Origin of the sequence: Pseudarthrobacter cremeus (genome assembly GCF_051857465.1) — a bacterium.
In the GTDB taxonomy this organism is placed as follows: Bacteria; Actinomycetota; Actinomycetes; order Actinomycetales; family Micrococcaceae; genus Arthrobacter.
On sequence record NZ_JBPZHC010000008.1, the window covers coordinates 220,661 to 237,055 of the forward strand.

At 64.0% G+C, this 16,395-nt stretch carries 13 protein-coding genes and 1 pseudogene; 6 read left to right on the forward strand and 8 right to left on the reverse strand.

The window, feature by feature from the left end; translation table 11 throughout:
• Nucleotides 1–87: 87 nt before the first annotated feature.
• From ACS5PJ_RS15960 to ACS5PJ_RS15975, 4 genes and pseudogenes are all read right to left on the reverse strand, one after another.
• Nucleotides 88–822 (reverse strand): MBL fold metallo-hydrolase, encoded by a 735-nt coding sequence (locus ACS5PJ_RS15960; protein ID WP_439435847.1) that lies wholly within the window; start codon nt 820–822, stop codon nt 88–90.
• Between the two features lie 114 nt (nt 823–936).
• Nucleotides 937–1,164 (reverse strand): annotated as a pseudogene (locus tag ACS5PJ_RS15965) (PspA/IM30 family protein); the annotation flags it as partial.
• Between the two features lie 117 nt (nt 1,165–1,281).
• Nucleotides 1,282–2,649 (reverse strand): FAD-binding oxidoreductase, encoded by a 1,368-nt coding sequence (locus ACS5PJ_RS15970; protein WP_439435848.1) that lies wholly within the window; start codon nt 2,647–2,649, stop codon nt 1,282–1,284.
• 121 nt (nt 2,650–2,770) lie between these two features.
• Nucleotides 2,771–4,456 (reverse strand): L-lactate permease, encoded by a 1,686-nt coding sequence (locus tag ACS5PJ_RS15975; RefSeq protein WP_439435884.1) that lies wholly within the window; start codon nt 4,454–4,456, stop codon nt 2,771–2,773.
• A gap of 341 nt (nt 4,457–4,797) precedes the next feature.
• Here ACS5PJ_RS15975 and ACS5PJ_RS15980 point away from each other — a divergent pair, with 341 nt between their 5' ends.
• Together ACS5PJ_RS15980 and ACS5PJ_RS15985 are read left to right on the forward strand one after the other, a co-directional pair.
• On the forward strand, nt 4,798–6,984 hold the full coding sequence (locus ACS5PJ_RS15980; RefSeq protein WP_439435849.1) for a malate synthase G: 2,187 nt from the start codon (nt 4,798–4,800) through the stop codon (nt 6,982–6,984).
• On the forward strand, nt 6,981–7,409 hold the full coding sequence (locus tag ACS5PJ_RS15985) for a GlcG/HbpS family heme-binding protein (protein ID WP_439435850.1): 429 nt from the start codon (nt 6,981–6,983) through the stop codon (nt 7,407–7,409). The genes ACS5PJ_RS15980 and ACS5PJ_RS15985 overlap by 4 nt, the downstream gene beginning before the upstream one ends.
• Before the next feature lie 96 nt (nt 7,410–7,505).
• Here the strand turns inward: ACS5PJ_RS15985 and ACS5PJ_RS15990 are convergent, their stop codons facing one another.
• Together ACS5PJ_RS15990 and ACS5PJ_RS15995 are read right to left on the reverse strand one after the other, a co-directional pair.
• Nucleotides 7,506–8,267, reverse strand: coding sequence for an SDR family oxidoreductase (locus ACS5PJ_RS15990; protein ID WP_439435851.1), 762 nt, complete (start codon nt 8,265–8,267; stop codon nt 7,506–7,508).
• A gap of 154 nt (nt 8,268–8,421) precedes the next feature.
• Nucleotides 8,422–9,177 (reverse strand): IclR family transcriptional regulator, encoded by a 756-nt coding sequence (locus tag ACS5PJ_RS15995; RefSeq protein ID WP_439435852.1) that lies wholly within the window; start codon nt 9,175–9,177, stop codon nt 8,422–8,424.
• Nucleotides 9,178–9,550: 373 nt separating this feature from the next.
• Here ACS5PJ_RS15995 and ACS5PJ_RS16000 point away from each other — a divergent pair, with 373 nt between their 5' ends.
• From ACS5PJ_RS16000 to ACS5PJ_RS16015, 4 genes are all read left to right on the forward strand, one after another.
• Nucleotides 9,551–10,351: a hydroxypyruvate isomerase family protein gene (locus ACS5PJ_RS16000; protein ID WP_439435853.1), complete on the forward strand. Its 801-nt coding sequence runs from the start codon at nt 9,551–9,553 to the stop codon at nt 10,349–10,351.
• Nucleotides 10,352–10,387: 36 nt separating this feature from the next.
• Nucleotides 10,388–11,266 (forward strand): 2-hydroxy-3-oxopropionate reductase, encoded by an 879-nt coding sequence (locus ACS5PJ_RS16005; protein WP_439435854.1) that lies wholly within the window; start codon nt 10,388–10,390, stop codon nt 11,264–11,266.
• Nucleotides 11,267–11,385: 119 nt separating this feature from the next.
• The gene (gene gcl / locus ACS5PJ_RS16010) at nt 11,386–13,176 is read left to right on the forward strand and encodes a glyoxylate carboligase (protein ID WP_439435855.1); all 1,791 of its coding nucleotides are present in this window, start codon (nt 11,386–11,388) and stop codon (nt 13,174–13,176) included.
• Nucleotides 13,177–13,178: 2 nt separating this feature from the next.
• The gene (locus tag ACS5PJ_RS16015; RefSeq protein WP_439435856.1) at nt 13,179–14,534 is read left to right on the forward strand and encodes a glycerate kinase; all 1,356 of its coding nucleotides are present in this window, start codon (nt 13,179–13,181) and stop codon (nt 14,532–14,534) included.
• Nucleotides 14,535–14,632: 98 nt separating this feature from the next.
• Here ACS5PJ_RS16015 and ACS5PJ_RS16020 read toward each other — a convergent pair whose 3' ends face one another.
• Both ACS5PJ_RS16020 and ACS5PJ_RS16025 read right to left on the reverse strand, forming a co-directional pair.
• Nucleotides 14,633–15,277, reverse strand: a complete 645-nt coding sequence (locus ACS5PJ_RS16020) for a hypothetical protein (protein WP_439435857.1) — start codon at nt 15,275–15,277, stop codon at nt 14,633–14,635.
• A 301-nt stretch (nt 15,278–15,578) separates the two neighbouring features.
• Nucleotides 15,579–15,941, reverse strand: coding sequence for a DUF1889 family protein (locus ACS5PJ_RS16025; protein WP_439435858.1), 363 nt, complete (start codon nt 15,939–15,941; stop codon nt 15,579–15,581).
• Nucleotides 15,942–16,395: the final 454 nt, after the last annotated feature.

Here is a 16,395-nt window from a genome sequence, read left to right on the forward strand (position 1 = left end):
ACGTCGAACCGTCAGTGAGCGGGTCATAGACAGGATTCCAGGCCAGGTCCGTGAGTTCATCGATGGCCGCCTCAACCCTCGGGGCCGTCATAGTTCCACCTCAGGGTCAGGGTTGGAAGGAGACGGCGTAGGTGGACGAGCAAATTCAATCCCGGAGGCTGTGGCAAGCAGTTCACGAAGCTGGTCGACCGGGTCAGGGACCTCGGGTCCGTGTGAGAAAAGCATCCTGGCGGGTTGCAGGTCGGAGAGTCTTCGCAGTGAGACTTCTGCTCTCGACGCATCCGCGGTGAACTGTGACGGCGCCCGGGCCATGGTTCCGGTGGCAGTCCCGATTGCGTCACCTACGAAGAGAATGCGTTCCTCTTCATGCAGCAGGCTGATGTGGCCTTTCGTGTGTCCTGGCGTTTGCAACACACGCAGGCCACGAACATGATCGCCCTCCGAAAGCGGGCGAAGCGGTGCCCTCGAAAGTATGTCGCCAATATCTGGTGCACCGGCCCAGAAGGTGGCTCGCTGGGCTTTCGAGGCCACCTCGTCTAAGCCGCCGACGTGGTCTGCATGTGAATGGGTCAGAACGACGTCAGTGACGTCCGACCATTTCGCACCAACCCGCCCCAACGCCTGTTCTATTTCGGGAGCACTGCCTTCAGGCCCTGCATCGACCAGTACCAGGCCGGTTGGGCCTCTGACAAGGAAGCAGCGCACGTCAAGGTCCAGTTCAAATGGCCCAATAATTCCCGCCGGCAGCTGAAGGTGTTGAATGACCGGCTCCACGACGAGGTGAGGATCAGCAACGGGTTCTTCGAGGTCGTTCTCGGTCATGAGGCATGCTCTCACCATACGGCGGCTTCTGGAAGACCCGTCAGATCGATAGCCCGATGACCGAAACCCAGGACGGCCACGCCTGCCGAGGTCCAGGGCTTGCGCGGCGGCGTCCTAGTGGTCGATGGCCTTCCGGTCGATGGACTTGAGCGCGGCGAGCCGTGCCTCCCTTTCGGTTTGCTCTCCGAGGTCCTCCAGGGAGGCGAACTAGGCTTCCAGTGATGAGGCTGCGAGTTCCTGCCGGCCGCGGACGGTGGCCTCCTTGCGGCGGATGTTCTCCTCGTACCGGCCGATGGCGCTGGCAGGGTCGCCGGCGTCCAGGTACTTGAGGGCGTCGTGGACCTATCAGTACCCCCACCCGGAGGTGGAATCGCTCGGACAGATCCATTCCAAAACCAGCTCCACATATCTCCATGCCGGAAGTGTTGACCCGTCGCAGCGCGGTCCCGACCTGAGCGCTTAGATTGCCTTGCCGGGGTTAAGAATGCCGAGAGGGTCAAATACTGCTTTGATGGCCTGCTGCAGCTCCAGGGATTCGCTGCCCAATTCATCGCGCAGCCAGTCCCTCTTGAGGAGTCCAACCCCATGCTCTCCGGTAAGTGTTCCCCCGAGGCTCCTTGCTAAATGAAACATCTGACCCAGTGCGGCTTTAGCCGGTCCTTCCGTGGAGGGCTGGCCCTCGTCCAGGACGATCATCGGGTGTAGGTTGCCATCAGCCGCGTGGGCAATCGTAAAGATCCGCACTCCGGTGCGCTGCGAAATTTCCCCGATCCCAGAGACCATTTCAGCGAGGCGTCCACGCGGAACACCGACGTCACCTATGCAGACATTGCCCAGCAGTTCCAAGGAGGGAATGGCCTCACGACGCACCCTCAACAGTTCAGAAGTCGTTTGCGGATCCGTCGCTTTTTCATAGGACGACGCGAGGGGTTCAATGGCTTGGATCAGCACCTCCTGTTCCAGGAAGGCCCCGTACCCGTCAGTCTGGGCGAGGAGGAAGGCACCGCCGCGGCTTCGGTATTCGGTCCCGAGCGCGGCATCGACTGCCGAAAGTGTCGCACCGTCCATCAGCTCCAGGACGGAAGGGGTTACGCGTGCAGCAATGATGGCAGATGCGGCCTGGGCGGCGGTGACGATATCGGGGAAGAAGGCAGCGACGGTTGCCGTCGCAGCGGGGAGCGGCCGAAGCCGCAAAGTGGCCTCAACGACTACCCCGAGAGTACCTTCGGATCCAATCATCAGTGCGTTGAGGTCATACCCTGTGACGCCCTTGATCGTTTCCCGGCCTGTCACTAGGAGCCGCCCGTCCGGCAGGACGACCTTCAGCGCTAGGACGGACTCACGCGTGACGCCGTATTTGGCGCACCGCATGCCGCCGGCGTTGGTGGCGATGTTTCCGCCGATCGAGCAGATGGCGGTGCTGGCGGGATCCGGGGCGTAAAAGAGCCCATGCTCACCGGCCGCGGTGTTGACCTCTGCGTTGAGGATGCCGGGCTCAACGACGATGATCTGCTCCAGCGGATCGAGACGCAGGATGCGGTTCATACCGGACACGTCAAGGACGATCTCGCCTGCCTGGGCGGCCGACCCTGCGGCCAGGCCGGTGCCGGCACCCCTGGCGACGATCGGAACCCTCCCCGCCGTCGCGCGGACCATGGTCTCCACGACGTCGTCGATGCTGGTCGCATACACAACACCGTCCGGGAGAGTTTCGGGTGTGAAGCCCGACCGGTCGGTGTTGACGCTCCTGCGGGCAGCTTCCGCCGTCGAACCGTGCCGGGCAGCGGCGAGCAGCGTCGCCCCGGCCTCTGAAATAGTCTCACTCACGTTGGTCCTCACAAGCTCTACTCTCTATCGGTTTCTTTTGTTTTCTCATTCCGGCGCGGCCCGGCCATGTATCCGAAGGCTGGGCTGCCGCGCCGGACGATGTTGGGACGGTGTCGGTTCCTTAGGGAACCATCCAGCCCAGCACCGGGGTGGACTGCAGGAAAATAAGGATGGTCAGGAATGCCAGCAGTGCCAGGCTCCAGCCGATGAGCTTCCGGAACAGGACGCTCTCCGCCCCGTCCAGCCCAACCGCAGCCGCGGCCACGGCCAGGTTCTGCAGGGACAGCATCTTTCCGAGGACTCCCGCCGAGGAGTTGGACGCCGCCATCAGCGTCGGCGAAAGGCCCGTTTGCTGGGCGGCGGTCACCTGCAGCTGGCCGAACAGCGAGTTGGACGAAGTGTCCGAGCCGGTGAGCGCAACGCCGATCCAGCCCAGCAGCGGGGACAGGAAAGCGAAGAACCCTCCGGCGGACGCCAGGGCAATGCCCAACGAGTTCGTCTGCCCCGAGACGTTCATGACAAAGGCCAGAGCCAGCACCGAGGTGACGGAGACGATGGTCCAACGCAACTGGAACAGCGTGTCGCGGTAAATCCGGAGACCCCGCAGGGGTGCCAGCTTGTATAGCGCCATCGTGATGATGCCCGAGATCAGCAGCAGCGTGCCGGTGGCCTTGAGGTGGTCGAGCTTGAACTTGTGAGCTGCGACCGGTTTCCCGTCGGGATCCACTGCATCCAGGCCTGGCCATTCGAACGTGACTGACCCTACGGACGTGAGCCAGGTCTTTACGGCCGGCAACTGGGCGATCGAGAACACGGCCATGATGATCAGATAGGGGGCAATCGCCATCCACACCTCGCCGTTGGAGGGCCTTACCGTGGCGTCACTGCGCTCCCCGGATGTGCCAGCCAGCGCGGGCGCACCGTTGCGGCTCACGCCGCCCAGGCCGGAGGACGTTCCGTAACCGGTACTGGACTTCGCACCGACGCTGGTCAGTTCGGCGTCGGCGGTCTCGCTGTCCGCGAGGTCGTGCATTCCGACGATCTGGGCCGGCTGCCAGAACTTCAGCATGACCAGAACCACCGCCACGGTGGCAATGGCGGCGACGACGTCCGTGAGCTCAACAACCAGGAAGTTCGAGGCAATGAACTGCGCCAAGCCGAAGACGATACCCGATACCAGGGCCACCGGCCAGGTTTGCCGGACGCCGCGCTTGCCATCGACGATGAAGACAAGGATTAGGGGGACGATGACGGCGACGAAGGGCGTCTGGCGGCCGGCCATGGAGCTGAGGTCGTGAAGGGGGATGCCGGTGACACCGTTCAGGGCAATGATCGGCGCGGCCATCGCTCCGAAAGCCACGGGGGCGGTATTGGCCAGCAGCGCCACGATAGCTGACTTCAGTGGTCTCATGCCGGCAGCCATGAGCATCGCGCCCGAAATTGCCACCGGCGCGCCGAAGCCCGCCAGGGCCTCCAACAGCGCACCGAAACAGAACGCGATCAGGATCGCCAGAATGCGCAGGTCATTGGAGATGGAGCGGATGGTCCGGCCCAATACCTCGAACCAGGGCGTGTCCACCGTGAGCTTGTAAATCCACAGCGCGTTGATGAGGATCCACAGGATGGGAAAAATGGCATAGAAGGCACCCTGGCCGGCGGCGCTCAGCACCTGGCCAAACGGCATGCGCCAGCCCACAACGGCGAGCACGATGGACAGCAGCAGGCTCGCGATCGCCGCCTTGGGCGCCTTGACCCGGAAGACTCCGAGCAGGACAAATAGCAGCAACAGCGGCAGTGCGGCGACCATGGCGGAAACGGCGAGCGAACCCGCTATCGGATCGATGACCTGCTGAAACGGCTCAAACCTTGGACTCACAAAAACTCCTTCGTTTTCCTTGAGCAAACCTGGGATCGGCGGTGGCCCGTACGTCCGGAATCCACTAAAAGCGATTGATTCCGCATCGTGAAATAAATATTTTGTTCTGCGGACAGACACTATGTGCGATTCACGTCACAGTCAACAGCCGATTTCCGACCCGGCCTAGGTCTTTCCGCGACCGCTCGCCGCATTGACAGGTGACGCAACACCGATTAGTTTAATTATTGATAATTTTTTTCCACAATACGAAAACTATGGAGGGTGTCGGTATGCGGAACCACGTGCAGACAAGCGGGCTCAGGGTGGCCGAAGAGCTCTATGCCTTCGTCCGGGACGAGGCGCTGCCCGGGACTGGGATCGAACTGGAGGCATTCTGGGCTGGCGCCGCCGCACTCGTTGCGGAATTCTCGCCCAGGGTGCGGGAGCTGCTTGGCATCCGTGACAGGATGCAACAGCAGATCGACGAGTATCATCGTTCACGCGGCGCCGGGCCTGTGGATCCTGATGCCTACGAGGACTTCCTCCGCTCGATCGGCTACCTGATCCAGGAGCCCGGGGACTTCACCATAACCACCGAGCGCGTTGACCCCGAGATTGCGACGATCTCAGGTCCGCAGCTGGTTGTTCCGCTGTTGAATGCACGGTTCGCTGCCAACGCGGCCAACGCCCGCTGGGGCTCGCTGTACGATGCGCTGTATGGCACCGACGCCATCGATGAATCGGAGGGACGGGAGCGCACGGGCGGCTACAACCCGGTCCGCGGTACCGCCGTCGTGACACTCGGACGGCAGTTCCTGGATGAGCACTCAAACCTGGCGGCCGGATCCCACGCCGACGTCACCCACTACCGGATCGCAGACGGCGCCCTCGTCGCCGAGACCCCGGACGGTCCAACGCCACTGGCCGAGCCTGGACAGCTTGCGGGTTACCGGGGGACTGCGGACGCGCCGGACGCGGTGCTGCTCGTGCACCGCGGACTGCATGTGGAGATCCAGATCGACCGCAGTCATCCCATCGGCTCTAACGACCCCGCAGGGATAAAGGACATCGTGCTGGAGTCCGCGACCACGACGATCATGGACCTCGAGGACTCCGTGGCCGCGGTCGACGCCGAAGACAAGGTCGCGGGATACCGCAACTGGCTGCAGCTGATGCAGGGCACGCTGACTGCCGAAGTCTCCAAGGGCGGACGAACCCACACACGGCGGCTCAACACCGACCGCGTCTACACGGCCCCGGACGGTTCCGAGCTGACTGTGCGGGGCCGGTCGCTGCTGCTCATCCGTCAGGTGGGCCACCTGATGACCAGCGATGCCGTCCTGGACCCTGCGGGGGCTTCGGTGCCTGAGGAAATCCTTGACGCCCTGTTCACAGGCCTTGGCTCGGTGCATGACCTGCGCGGGCCGCACGCCGGCCACAACTCGAAGGCCGGGTCCGCGTACATCGTGAAGCCAAAGATGCACGGACCCGGTGAGGTGGCCGTGGCCTGCGCCCTGCTTGCCGGCACCGAGTCTGTGCTGGGTCTGGAACCGCTCACGCTGAAAATCGGGATCATGGACGAGGAGCGCCGCACTTCGGCCAACCTGAAGGCATGCATCTGGGAGGCGCGGGAGCGCGTGGCGTTCATCAACACGGGCTTCCTGGACCGTACCGGCGACGAGATCCACACCTCGATGCTGGCGGGCCCGATGGTCCGCAAAGCCGACATGCGTGACTCCAGCTGGATCAAGGCCTACGAGGACGCCAACGTCGATATCGGACTGGAGTGCGGCTTCAGCGGGCGGGCCCAGATCGGAAAGGGCATGTGGGCGGCCCCGGACAACATGGCAGACATGCTCAAGCAGAAGGTCGCGCACCCCCTCGCAGGCGCCGACTGCGCATGGGTCCCCTCGCCGACCGCCGCCACCCTCCACGCCATTCACTATCACGAGGTCGACGTCGACGCCCGGCAGGCCGACCTCGCCGGGAAGCGCCGCTCCACCCTGCGGCAGCTGCTCACCATTCCCGTCGGCGACCCCGCTGACTGGGCCGCCGATGCCCGGCGCAACGAGTTGGACAACAACATCCAGAGCACGCTTGGATACATCGTCCGCTGGGTGAATGACGGCGTCGGGTGCTCCAAGGTGCCGGACATTCACGGCACAGCACTCATGGAGGACCGCGCAACCTGCCGGATCAGCTCACAGCACGTCTCCAACTGGCTGCTGCACGGCATCGTGACCCGGGAACAGGTGGAAGCGTCACTGCGGCGAATGGCGGCGGTCGTCGACGAGCAGAACGCCTCTGACCCTGACTACAGCCCCATGTCCCCCGCATTCGATTCCGAGGCGTTCCTCGCAGCCCGCGAACTCGTTCTCGACGGAGCGGCGCAACCATCCGGATACACGGAGCCGGTCCTTCACCGGCGCCGTACCACTCACAAGAACACCGAGAATCTGGCGAGGAACGCATCATGAGCATGAATTTGGCATCTGCCCAGTCCATCATTGCCGATGCCCTCGCGGCCGGTCAGCAGCACGGCTTCAAGCCGCTGACCGTCGTCGTGCTCGACGCAGGCGGCCACGTCATCGCCGTAGCGCGCCAGGACGGCGCTTCGAATAACCGCTTTGAGATCGCGCAGGGCAAGGCGTACGGGGCGTTGGCCCTCGGGATGGGCTCGCGTGCCATCATGAAGCGCGCCGAAGAGCAGGCCTACTTCATTGCAGCAGCGACCGCCACACTGGGTGGGCGACTCATCCCGGTGCCCGGCGGTGTGCTGGTTCGCGACAAAGACGGCTCGATCCAGGGCGCGGTCGGCATCAGCGGCGACAGCTCCGACAACGACGAGACCGCGGCCTCGTCAGCGATTGAGGCCGCTGGCCTGACCGCACAGGTGGACTAAAGACTCCTGCCAACCGACCGGAACACACACATCCCTGCACGAGGTGGCAGTTGAGGCCCATGCCCTAAGTGGCCGATATGGGCCTCAACCGCTGTACTAACCGCGACCTATAAACGGCATCCCCGCCGCCGTGACCACCACGGATCCGACGCTCGCAGTTGCCGGCATCCCGGCCATCAGCAGTACCGCGCGGGCCGCGTCCTCGACAGGGAAGGTCGGCTCGACCTTGCGGCTCCCGTCCCCCTGGATTGCCCCGGAACCAACGCCGATTTGTTCCATGAGCTCCGTGGCAGCGTTGCCAATATCGATCTGCCCGCAGGTGATGCCGAAACCCCGCCCGTCCAGCTCGATGCTCTTGGTCAGTCCGGTCATGGCGTGTTTGGTGACTGTGTAGGCCACGGTCCGGGGCCGGGGCGAATGTGCGGCGATGGACCCGTTGTTGATGATCCTGCCGCCCTGCGGCGATTGCGCCTTCATGGTGCGGACGGCGGCCGCGGCGCAGAGCATCGAGCCGGTCAGGTTGACGGCAATCGTCCCTTCCCAGTCGGTCAGGCTGATCTCGTCGACCGAGGCGGCCGGGCCGAACACACCGGCGTTGTTGAACAGCAGATCGACCCTGCCCCAGCGCCGGGTCGCCGAGGCAAAAAGCCGCTCGACGTCGTCCGGGTCCGTAACGTCACAGGGAACCGTGATGGCATTCGCGTGGCCTGCGGCGGTTTCCAGCAGCTGCGCCTCCCGCCGGCCAGCGAGGACCAGGCGGTAGCCCCCGTCCAACATGAGCCGCGCCACGGCCCGGCCGATGCCGGATCCTGCACCTGTCACGACTGCAACTGGCTCAACCAGCTTCCGGGTATTCACCAGGCGGCTCCTTTTTTGGTATTAGCACAGGCATTTGAGCCCTCGATCAGCACCCCCGGGCTGGCAGGAACAAACACGGAACCCCAGGTGTGCGGGTTGGAGCCGTCGGTTCGCGCTGATCGCAGGTGCGGTTTCAGGACGACGGCGGGAGCCGTCACCGGCGGTTAAGTTCGTCCGAAATGGCCCTGGCTGCATCCCGCAGCATGGGGACGGCTCGCTCACCGAAGGACTGGTCCACACGGGACACCGGCCCCGACACGGAGATTGCACTGGGGGTCGGGGCGTTCGGTACCGCCATGGCAAAGCAACGAACGCCGAGCTCCTGTTCCTCCTCATCAATGGAATAGCCTCGTTCCCGGATCCTGCCCAGATCCGCCAGCAGGGACTCGATGTCCCCAATGCTCTTGGCCGTGGGCGTGGGCATTCCGGTGCGGGCCACGATGCCTCGGACCACCTCGTCGTCAAGCTGGGCCAAGATCGCCTTGCCCACGCCTGTGTCGTGCGTATGGGCCCGGCGGCCCACCTCGGTGAACATCCGCATCGAATGCAGGGACGGCACTTGGGCGACATAGATGACCATGTCCGAATCGAGCACGGCCATGTTCGAGGTTTCACCCAGCCTGTCCACCAGGATCTTCAGCTGCGGCCGGGCGACGGCGCCCAGCTGCTTGTTGGCGCCCTCGCCGAGCCGGATGAGCCTGGGCCCCAATGCGTACCGGCGGTTGGGCAGCTGGCGGATGTATCCCAGGGTTACCAGCGTGCGGAGCAAACGGTGGATAGTGGGCAGCGGCAGATCAGTGGAGGAGGAGAGTTCGCTGAGCGTCACCTCTCCGCCGGCGTCCGTGATCAGTTCCAGGAGTTCGAAGACTCGCTCTACCGACTGAACGCCGCCCGGGGCTTTTTCCGCCATGTACAGTCTCCTGTTGACTCGAATTTCGACAACTCTTATCCGCATCGTGAAAAGAACTGCCCTAGGCCTCCAAGATACATGACAGCTGGATGCAGTCGAGGCGCCGGTTTGGGCTGTCGATCCACGTTTACGTGTGCGCGTCACACTTCGCGGCCGCGCTCCGCAACATGCGGCGGGCTGATTACGAGAGCCCGGACGGCGCACATGACCTGCCGCAGCTGGCAATTCGCCGTTCTCGAGGTTGACGGGACCCACGAACAGCTCTAGCATTTTCATAGAGCAATAACTGTTTTCCACCTAGCGGAATATCTCGATGAAACATGACCATTCGCCGGACCCGCGAAGTCACCCCAAGCTAGCCAAAGGAACCACAATGACGTACACCGTGAATTGCTCCATCCTGCTAACCGAGCTGCCGCTGCTCGAGCGCCCCGCCGCCGCCAAGGCAGCGGGCTTTGACGCTGTTGAGTTCTGGTGGCCTTTCGAAGCCTCCGTACCCTCCGATGCCCAGGTCACTGCGTTCGAGCACGCCATCCAGGACGCCGGCATCCAGCTCACCGGACTGAACTTCAACGCGGGCAACATGCCCGGCGGTGACCGCGGCCTGGTTTCCTGGCCCGCGCGGTCCACCGAATTCCTGGACAACATCGACGTCGTCGCCGGCATAGGTGAGCGCCTGGGCTGCAGGGCCTTCAATGCCCTCTACGGCAACCGAGTAGACGACGAACCGGCCGCGAAGCAGGACGCCATCGGCGCCGAAAACCTCGCGACGGCGGCAGCCGGCGTCGCACTCATCGGCGGCACCGTCCTCCTCGAACCGGTCAGCGGCGCATCCAGGTACCCGCTCCTCACAGCGGAGGACGCACTCAAGGTGATCGCCCGGGTCAAGGAAGAATCCGGCGTCGATAACATCAAGCTCCTCGCGGACTTCTACCACCTGTCCGTCAACGGCGACGACGTCGAATCCGTCATCGAAAACCACGCCAAGGACTTCGGCCACATCCAGATCGCCGACAACCCCGGCCGCGGTGCCCCCGGAACCGGCAGGCTCCCGCTGGGCGAATGGATCGCCCGCAGCCGCGAACTCGGCTACACAGGCTACATCGGCCTCGAGTACAAGGAACCGCAGGAAACAGCCTTCAGCTGGGCCATCGACCAGCACGCTTCCCGCTGACCGCCAGCCCACACAGACTTCAGAAAGAGGACCATCATGAGCAACGTCGCAGTCATCGGACTCGGAATCATGGGCCTGCCCATGGCCATCAACCTCGTCAAAGCCGGCCACGCCGTCACCGGCTTCAACCGCAGCCCGGACAAGATCGACAAGCTCGTCTCCGAAGGCGGCAAGGGCGCCACAAGCATCGCTGACGCCGTGAAGGATGCCGACGTCATCATCACCATGGTGCCGGACTCCCCCGACGTCGAGGGCATAGTCCGAGCCGCGGACGGCGTCTTCGCCAACGCGAAGAAGGGCACCTTATGGATCGATGCGTCCAGCATCCGCCCGGATGTGGCCAAGCGCCTGGCCGAGGACGCCACGGCAGCCGGCATCCGCCCGCTCGACGCCCCGGTCTCCGGCGGGGAACAGGGCGCCATCGACGCCGCACTCTCCATCATGGTCGGCGGCCAAGCGGCAGACTTCGAGGCAGCACAGGACGTCCTGAACGCCGTCGGAAAAACCATCGTTCACGTCGGCCCCTCGGGCTCCGGCCAGACCGTCAAGGCAGCCAACCAACTGATCGTCGCCGTCAACATCGAGGTCCTCGCAGAGGCCATCGCCTTCCTCGAGGCCTACGGCGTGGACACCGACGCCGCCCTCAAAGTCCTCGGCGGCGGCCTGGCCGGCTCCAAGGTCCTGGACCAGAAAGGCCAGAAGATGCTGGACCGCAACTACGACCCCGGCTTCCGCCTCGCCCTGCACCACAAGGACCTCGGCATCGTCACCTCCGCCGCCCGCGAAGCCAACGTCGCCGTCCCCCTCGGCGCCCTCGCCGCCCAGCTCGTCGCCGCCACCGTCAACCAGGGCGACGGCGGCCTCGACCACTCCGGCCTCTTCAAGCAGGTCCTCCAGCTCAGCGGCCGCAAGTAAGGGGCCAAAGCACCCCGGCCACGAGCCGGACAACAAAGCGCTACGGGAGCACCGCCGTCGTACGTTACGACGCCGGCTCCTCCACCCCACCCAAGAACAGACTTGATGAGGAGCACACCATGAGCAAGATGCGTACCGTTGATGCAGCGGTTGCCATCCTGGCAAAGGAGGGTGCCACTGAGGCGTTCGGCCTGCCAGGCGCGGCAATCAACCCCTTTTACTCCGCCATGCGTACCCACGCCGGCATCCGCCACACCCTGGCCCGCCACGTCGAAGGCGCCAGCCACATGGCCGACGGGTACTCCCGGGCCAAGGACGGCAACATCGGCATCTGCATCGGCACCTCCGGGCCAGCCGGCACCGACATGATCACCGGGCTCTACGCGGCCTGGGCCGATTCCATCCCTTTGCTCTGCATCACCGGCCAGGCCCCCGTGGCCAAGCTGCACAAGGAAGACTTCCAGGCAGTGGACATCGAGTCCATCGCCAAGCCCGTCACCAAGATGGCCATGACCGTCCTTGAACCCGGCCAGGTCCCCGGCGCGTTCCAGAAGGCGTTCCACCTGATGCGCTCCGGCCGGCCCGGGCCCGTACTGCTGGACCTGCCCGTTGACGTGCAGATGGCCGAGATCGAATTCGACATCGACACCTACGAGCCCCTGCCCGTCGAGAAGCCCAGGGCCAGCCGCAAGCAGCTGGACAAGGCACTGGACATGCTGACCGCGGGTGTGCGCCCCCTGATTGTGGCCGGCGGCGGCATCATCAACTCCGGCGCCTCCGAACAACTGGTGGAACTGGCCGAAATCCTCAACGTTCCCGTCATCCCCACCCTGATGGGCTGGGGCACCATAGCGGACGACCACCCGCTCATGGCCGGGATGGTGGGTCTGCAAACCTCCCACCGGTACGGCAACGAATCCTATCTGCGCAGCGACTTCGTGATCGGCATCGGCAACCGCTGGGCCAACCGCCACACCGGCGGCCTGGACACCTACACGGCCGGCCGCAAATTTGTGCACATCGACATCGAGCCCACCCAGATCGGCCGGGTCTTCGCGCCGGACCTGGGCATAGCGTCCGACGCCGGTGCGGCGCTGGCAGGGCTGGTCGAACTCGCCCGCGGGCGCAAGGCGGCCGGGTCCCTGCCGGACTACTCAGCGTGGGTCGCCGAGTGTGCCGAACGCAAGGCCACCCTGCATCGCAAGACCCAGTTCGAGAACATCCCCATCAAACCGCAGCGTGTCTACCAGGAGATGAACCGTTCATTTGGGCGCGACACCATCTACGTGTCCACCATCGGCCTGTCCCAGATCGCCGGCGCGCAGATGCTGCACGTCTTCGGTCCGCGGAAGTGGATCAACGCCGGCCAGGCCGGACCCCTGGGCTGGACCGGGCCTGCAGCCCTCGGCGTGGTCCGCGGCAAGCCCAAGGAGACCGTGGTGGCACTCTCCGGCGACTACGACTTCCAATTCATGATCGAGGAACTGGCTGTGGGCGCGCAGTTCAACCTTCCGTACATCCACGTAGTGGTGAACAACTCGTACCTGGGCCTGATCCGCCAGTCCCAGCGCGGCTTCAGCATGGAGCAGAACGTGTCCCTCGCATTCGAGAACATCAACAGTACTGAACTCTCTACGACCGCAGCGGGGTACGGCGTGGACCACCTCAAGGTGGCCGAGGGACTCGGCTGCAAGGCCATCCGCGTGGAGGACCCCAACGACCTAGGCGCCGCGTTCGACAAAGCCAAGGCACTCATGGGCGAGTTCCAGGTGCCCGTGGTGGTCGAAGTGATCCTGGAGAAGGTCACCAACATCTCCATGGGCCTGGAAATCAACGCCATCAATGAGTTCGAGGAACTGGCCGAGACAGCCTCCGATGCCCCCACCGCTATCCTGGCGCTCCAGGGCTGATCATGCGGATCGTCATCGCCCCGGACAAGTTCAAGGGATCGCTCTCCGCCCCGGAGGTTTGCGGGCACCTGGAAAAGGGGCTGCAGCGCGGAGCAGGCTGGAACCTTGCAGTGGTTCGGATTCCAGTAGCCGACGGCGGTGAAGGCACCCTGCACGCCGCCGTCGGCTCCGGCTTCACCCGCCGCAGCGCCGTTGTGGCCGGACCAACAGGCGAACGGGTGACAGCAGAGTTCGCCGTCCGCGGCAATGAGGCGGTCATCGAAATGGCAGCGGCCTCCGGCCTGGCCCTGCTCCCCGCTATCGCTTTGATTGACGGGCGGCCACGTTCGACGGCGGCACTGACCGCCACCAGCCTGGGCACCGGACAGCTGATCCGCGCCGCCCTGGACGCAGGCTGCAACCGCGTGATCCTGGGCGTGGGCGGCAGTGCCAGCACCGACGGCGGCGCCGGCGTCCTGCAGGGCCTCGGCGCCCGGTTCCTCGATGCCGGGGGCCACGAACTTCCGGCCGGCGGCGCCGCTTTGGCCCGCCTGGACCGGATCGACTTCAGCGGGTTTGAACCCCGACTGAAGGACACACGCTTTGTGCTGGCGTCCGACGTCGACAATCCGCTGCTGGGCTCCCAGGGCGCCGCCGCGATCTTCGGTCCGCAGAAGGGCGCCGGCCCGGAGGATGTGGAGGTGCTCGACGCTGCCCTCTCCAGGTTTGTCGAAGTCCTTGCCAGGGAAATCGGTCCTGAAGGTCCCAACAACCGGGCGATCAAAGCAGCGGAAGCGCCCGGGGCCGGATCAGCGGGAGGCGTTGGCTACGCAGCCATCGCCGTCCTGGCCGCTGCGCGCCGCCCCGGCATCGAAGTCGTCCTCGAGTTCACCGAACTGGAACAGCGCGTGGCGGGCGCGGATCTGGTGATCACCGGCGAGGGCAGCCTGGACGACCAAAGCCTGCTGGGGAAGACCCCCGTAGGCGTGGCCCGTGCTGCCGCGCGGGCCGGCATTCCGGTGATCGCCGTCTGCGGCCGGACAACGCTCAGCGCCGATCAATTTCGAGCGGCCGGCTTCAACCTCATCTACGCCCTGCAAGAAATCGAACCAGACATAGCAACCTGCATGACCGATGCCGGACGTCTCCTCGAACAGATAGGCACGGCCATCGGGCTTCAGCTGGCAAACCCGTCAGCGAGCTTCCGCCAGGCCCTCACCAATCCCCCGTTGCAGACGACGAGACGCCGACGGTTCGGTGGCACAGCGACCCATGAGTTCGAAAAAGCCTTCATCGCGGGTCGACCCGCGGCCTCTACGCCGCACGCGTCGTGGGCTATAATGCGCGCGGGCCGTCGCGGGACAGACGGCGTCGTCTAAGTGAGGTAGCCAGATTTGGCTTGACTCAAAGCACTGGGGTCCTGGGCGGTCCGCCATGATGGGCGGACCGCTCCTTGGACGACGTTACTCTGCGATGGTCAGGTTATAGGTTGCGGTGATGGTTGAGGGAGCGTTGTCTTGCTGGGTAAGGGTCCCGCTGAACTGGAGGACGTGGTACCCGGGAGACAGGTTTTCAACAGGGCGTAGTATCCGGAGTCCGCGCACGGGTCAAGGAAAGCTGCCGGGACACCGAAGACGTTGTCGTCGGGAAGCGAGAGCCTGAAGACGTCAGAACGTTCGAACTGAATCGGGCTCGGCGACAGCACCTGTCCGTCGAGGATCACCGAGAGGTTACTTGTCCCGTCCTGGACGAATGCCGAGAAGGAGCGAACGGTCTTCACGGGAACGTTGTCAGTGGCATATTCGCAGTCGACATAGTTCGCGAGGGGGAAAAACACGCTGGTGTTCGCTGGGATGGTGCAGCTACGGGTGACGCTGCCGCCGGTGCCGAACAGGCCGCCGAGAAACCAGGTCTTCCCGCTCTGCTGATTCGCGCACAGTGCGCCGGTAGTGTCCAGGAGCGGATTCATGGAAGTGGGTTGTGTCAGGGCCCAGGTCCACCACCGCGCAGCGAGGGTGCTGTAATTCTGTGTGTTGCTGGTGTTTGTCACCGCAGTGGCAGCCAACGGTACGGTGAACACCAGGGCGAAAGCGGTGAAGAACGCGAACAGGATCTTTCTCATGGGTCTCTCCCTACATGGCCTGCGGCGGAAGCGCAGCTGTGATGCGAGGCGACGGTGAGACCCGACCGCGCCAGGTGCCGGGTCTTTCCGGCGCATGAATCATTGCGCCGGTATCCCCGCCTGTCACGAGTGCGCGTTGACTCATAGAAAACCTCCGCGTAGCCGGATTCGTTGCCTCTCTTGAAAACTTCCGCGTAGCGGCGTGGTTCGCGGCGGTGGCAACGGATCTGGACTATGCCCGTTTTCATGGAGCTAACGATGGTGGCGGCTGCCTTTCAAGAAAAATGCACAGCGTGCCGCGTTACTCGTCGCGAGTGCTGTTATCCTCTGCCCTCTTCTTGAGAGTGTCGAGGTAGTCGGGACGGATGGTGCTCCTACTTTGGGGACGTTTGCCGTCGTTAATGTCCCTGACGTACTTCGCCAGGCGCGAAGGGTTGTTGCCTGACCAGCCGTTAACTATCGACCAGCCCTCGATGGCCTCCGCATCTATCGGGATACCGGCACGATGCAGAGCCAACAGGACGCCGACCACCTGGTCCTTTTCAAAGCCAGCGGAAATGGTGTTGTTATGGTTGATGGTGCGCGTGAGGCCCTTCATAGCCTCTTCGGCGACGGGGTTCATGTCAGCAGTGAGGTGGCCCTCCCATGCAGAGGCATCCCCCAAGATAACAGGATTTGAGGCAGAGACCCAGGGACGAAGGTTGTCAACATTCCAGCTGATCACGCACAGTGCACGAATGCCGCGGGAGTAACGCACTAGCTCCCCTATGTCCTGCATGTCTGGCCAGGCCATGAGTACTGGCCCAGGTCCGGCCGGACGCCCACCCCCGCGGCCCGTGATATGAACTACGTTGCTCTGCCGCCTCACCAGATCCTGCAGCATTGGCTCGTTGCTGAGGTTCGACTTAAGATGCGTCCACACGGAAATCGTGTCGCCGAACTCAGTATGGTCAATGCACCAGTTGATTGCATCGGCAACACCTTCACGATCCTTGCTAGCAAACAGCCGTCGGATAGTTCGCGCCTTGTTTGAGCATCGTGCCCCTTCACTTGGTCAACACCATGGTAAGAGCTACCGCGCCAATTGCGGGGACAATAAACATCGTGATTGACGACAT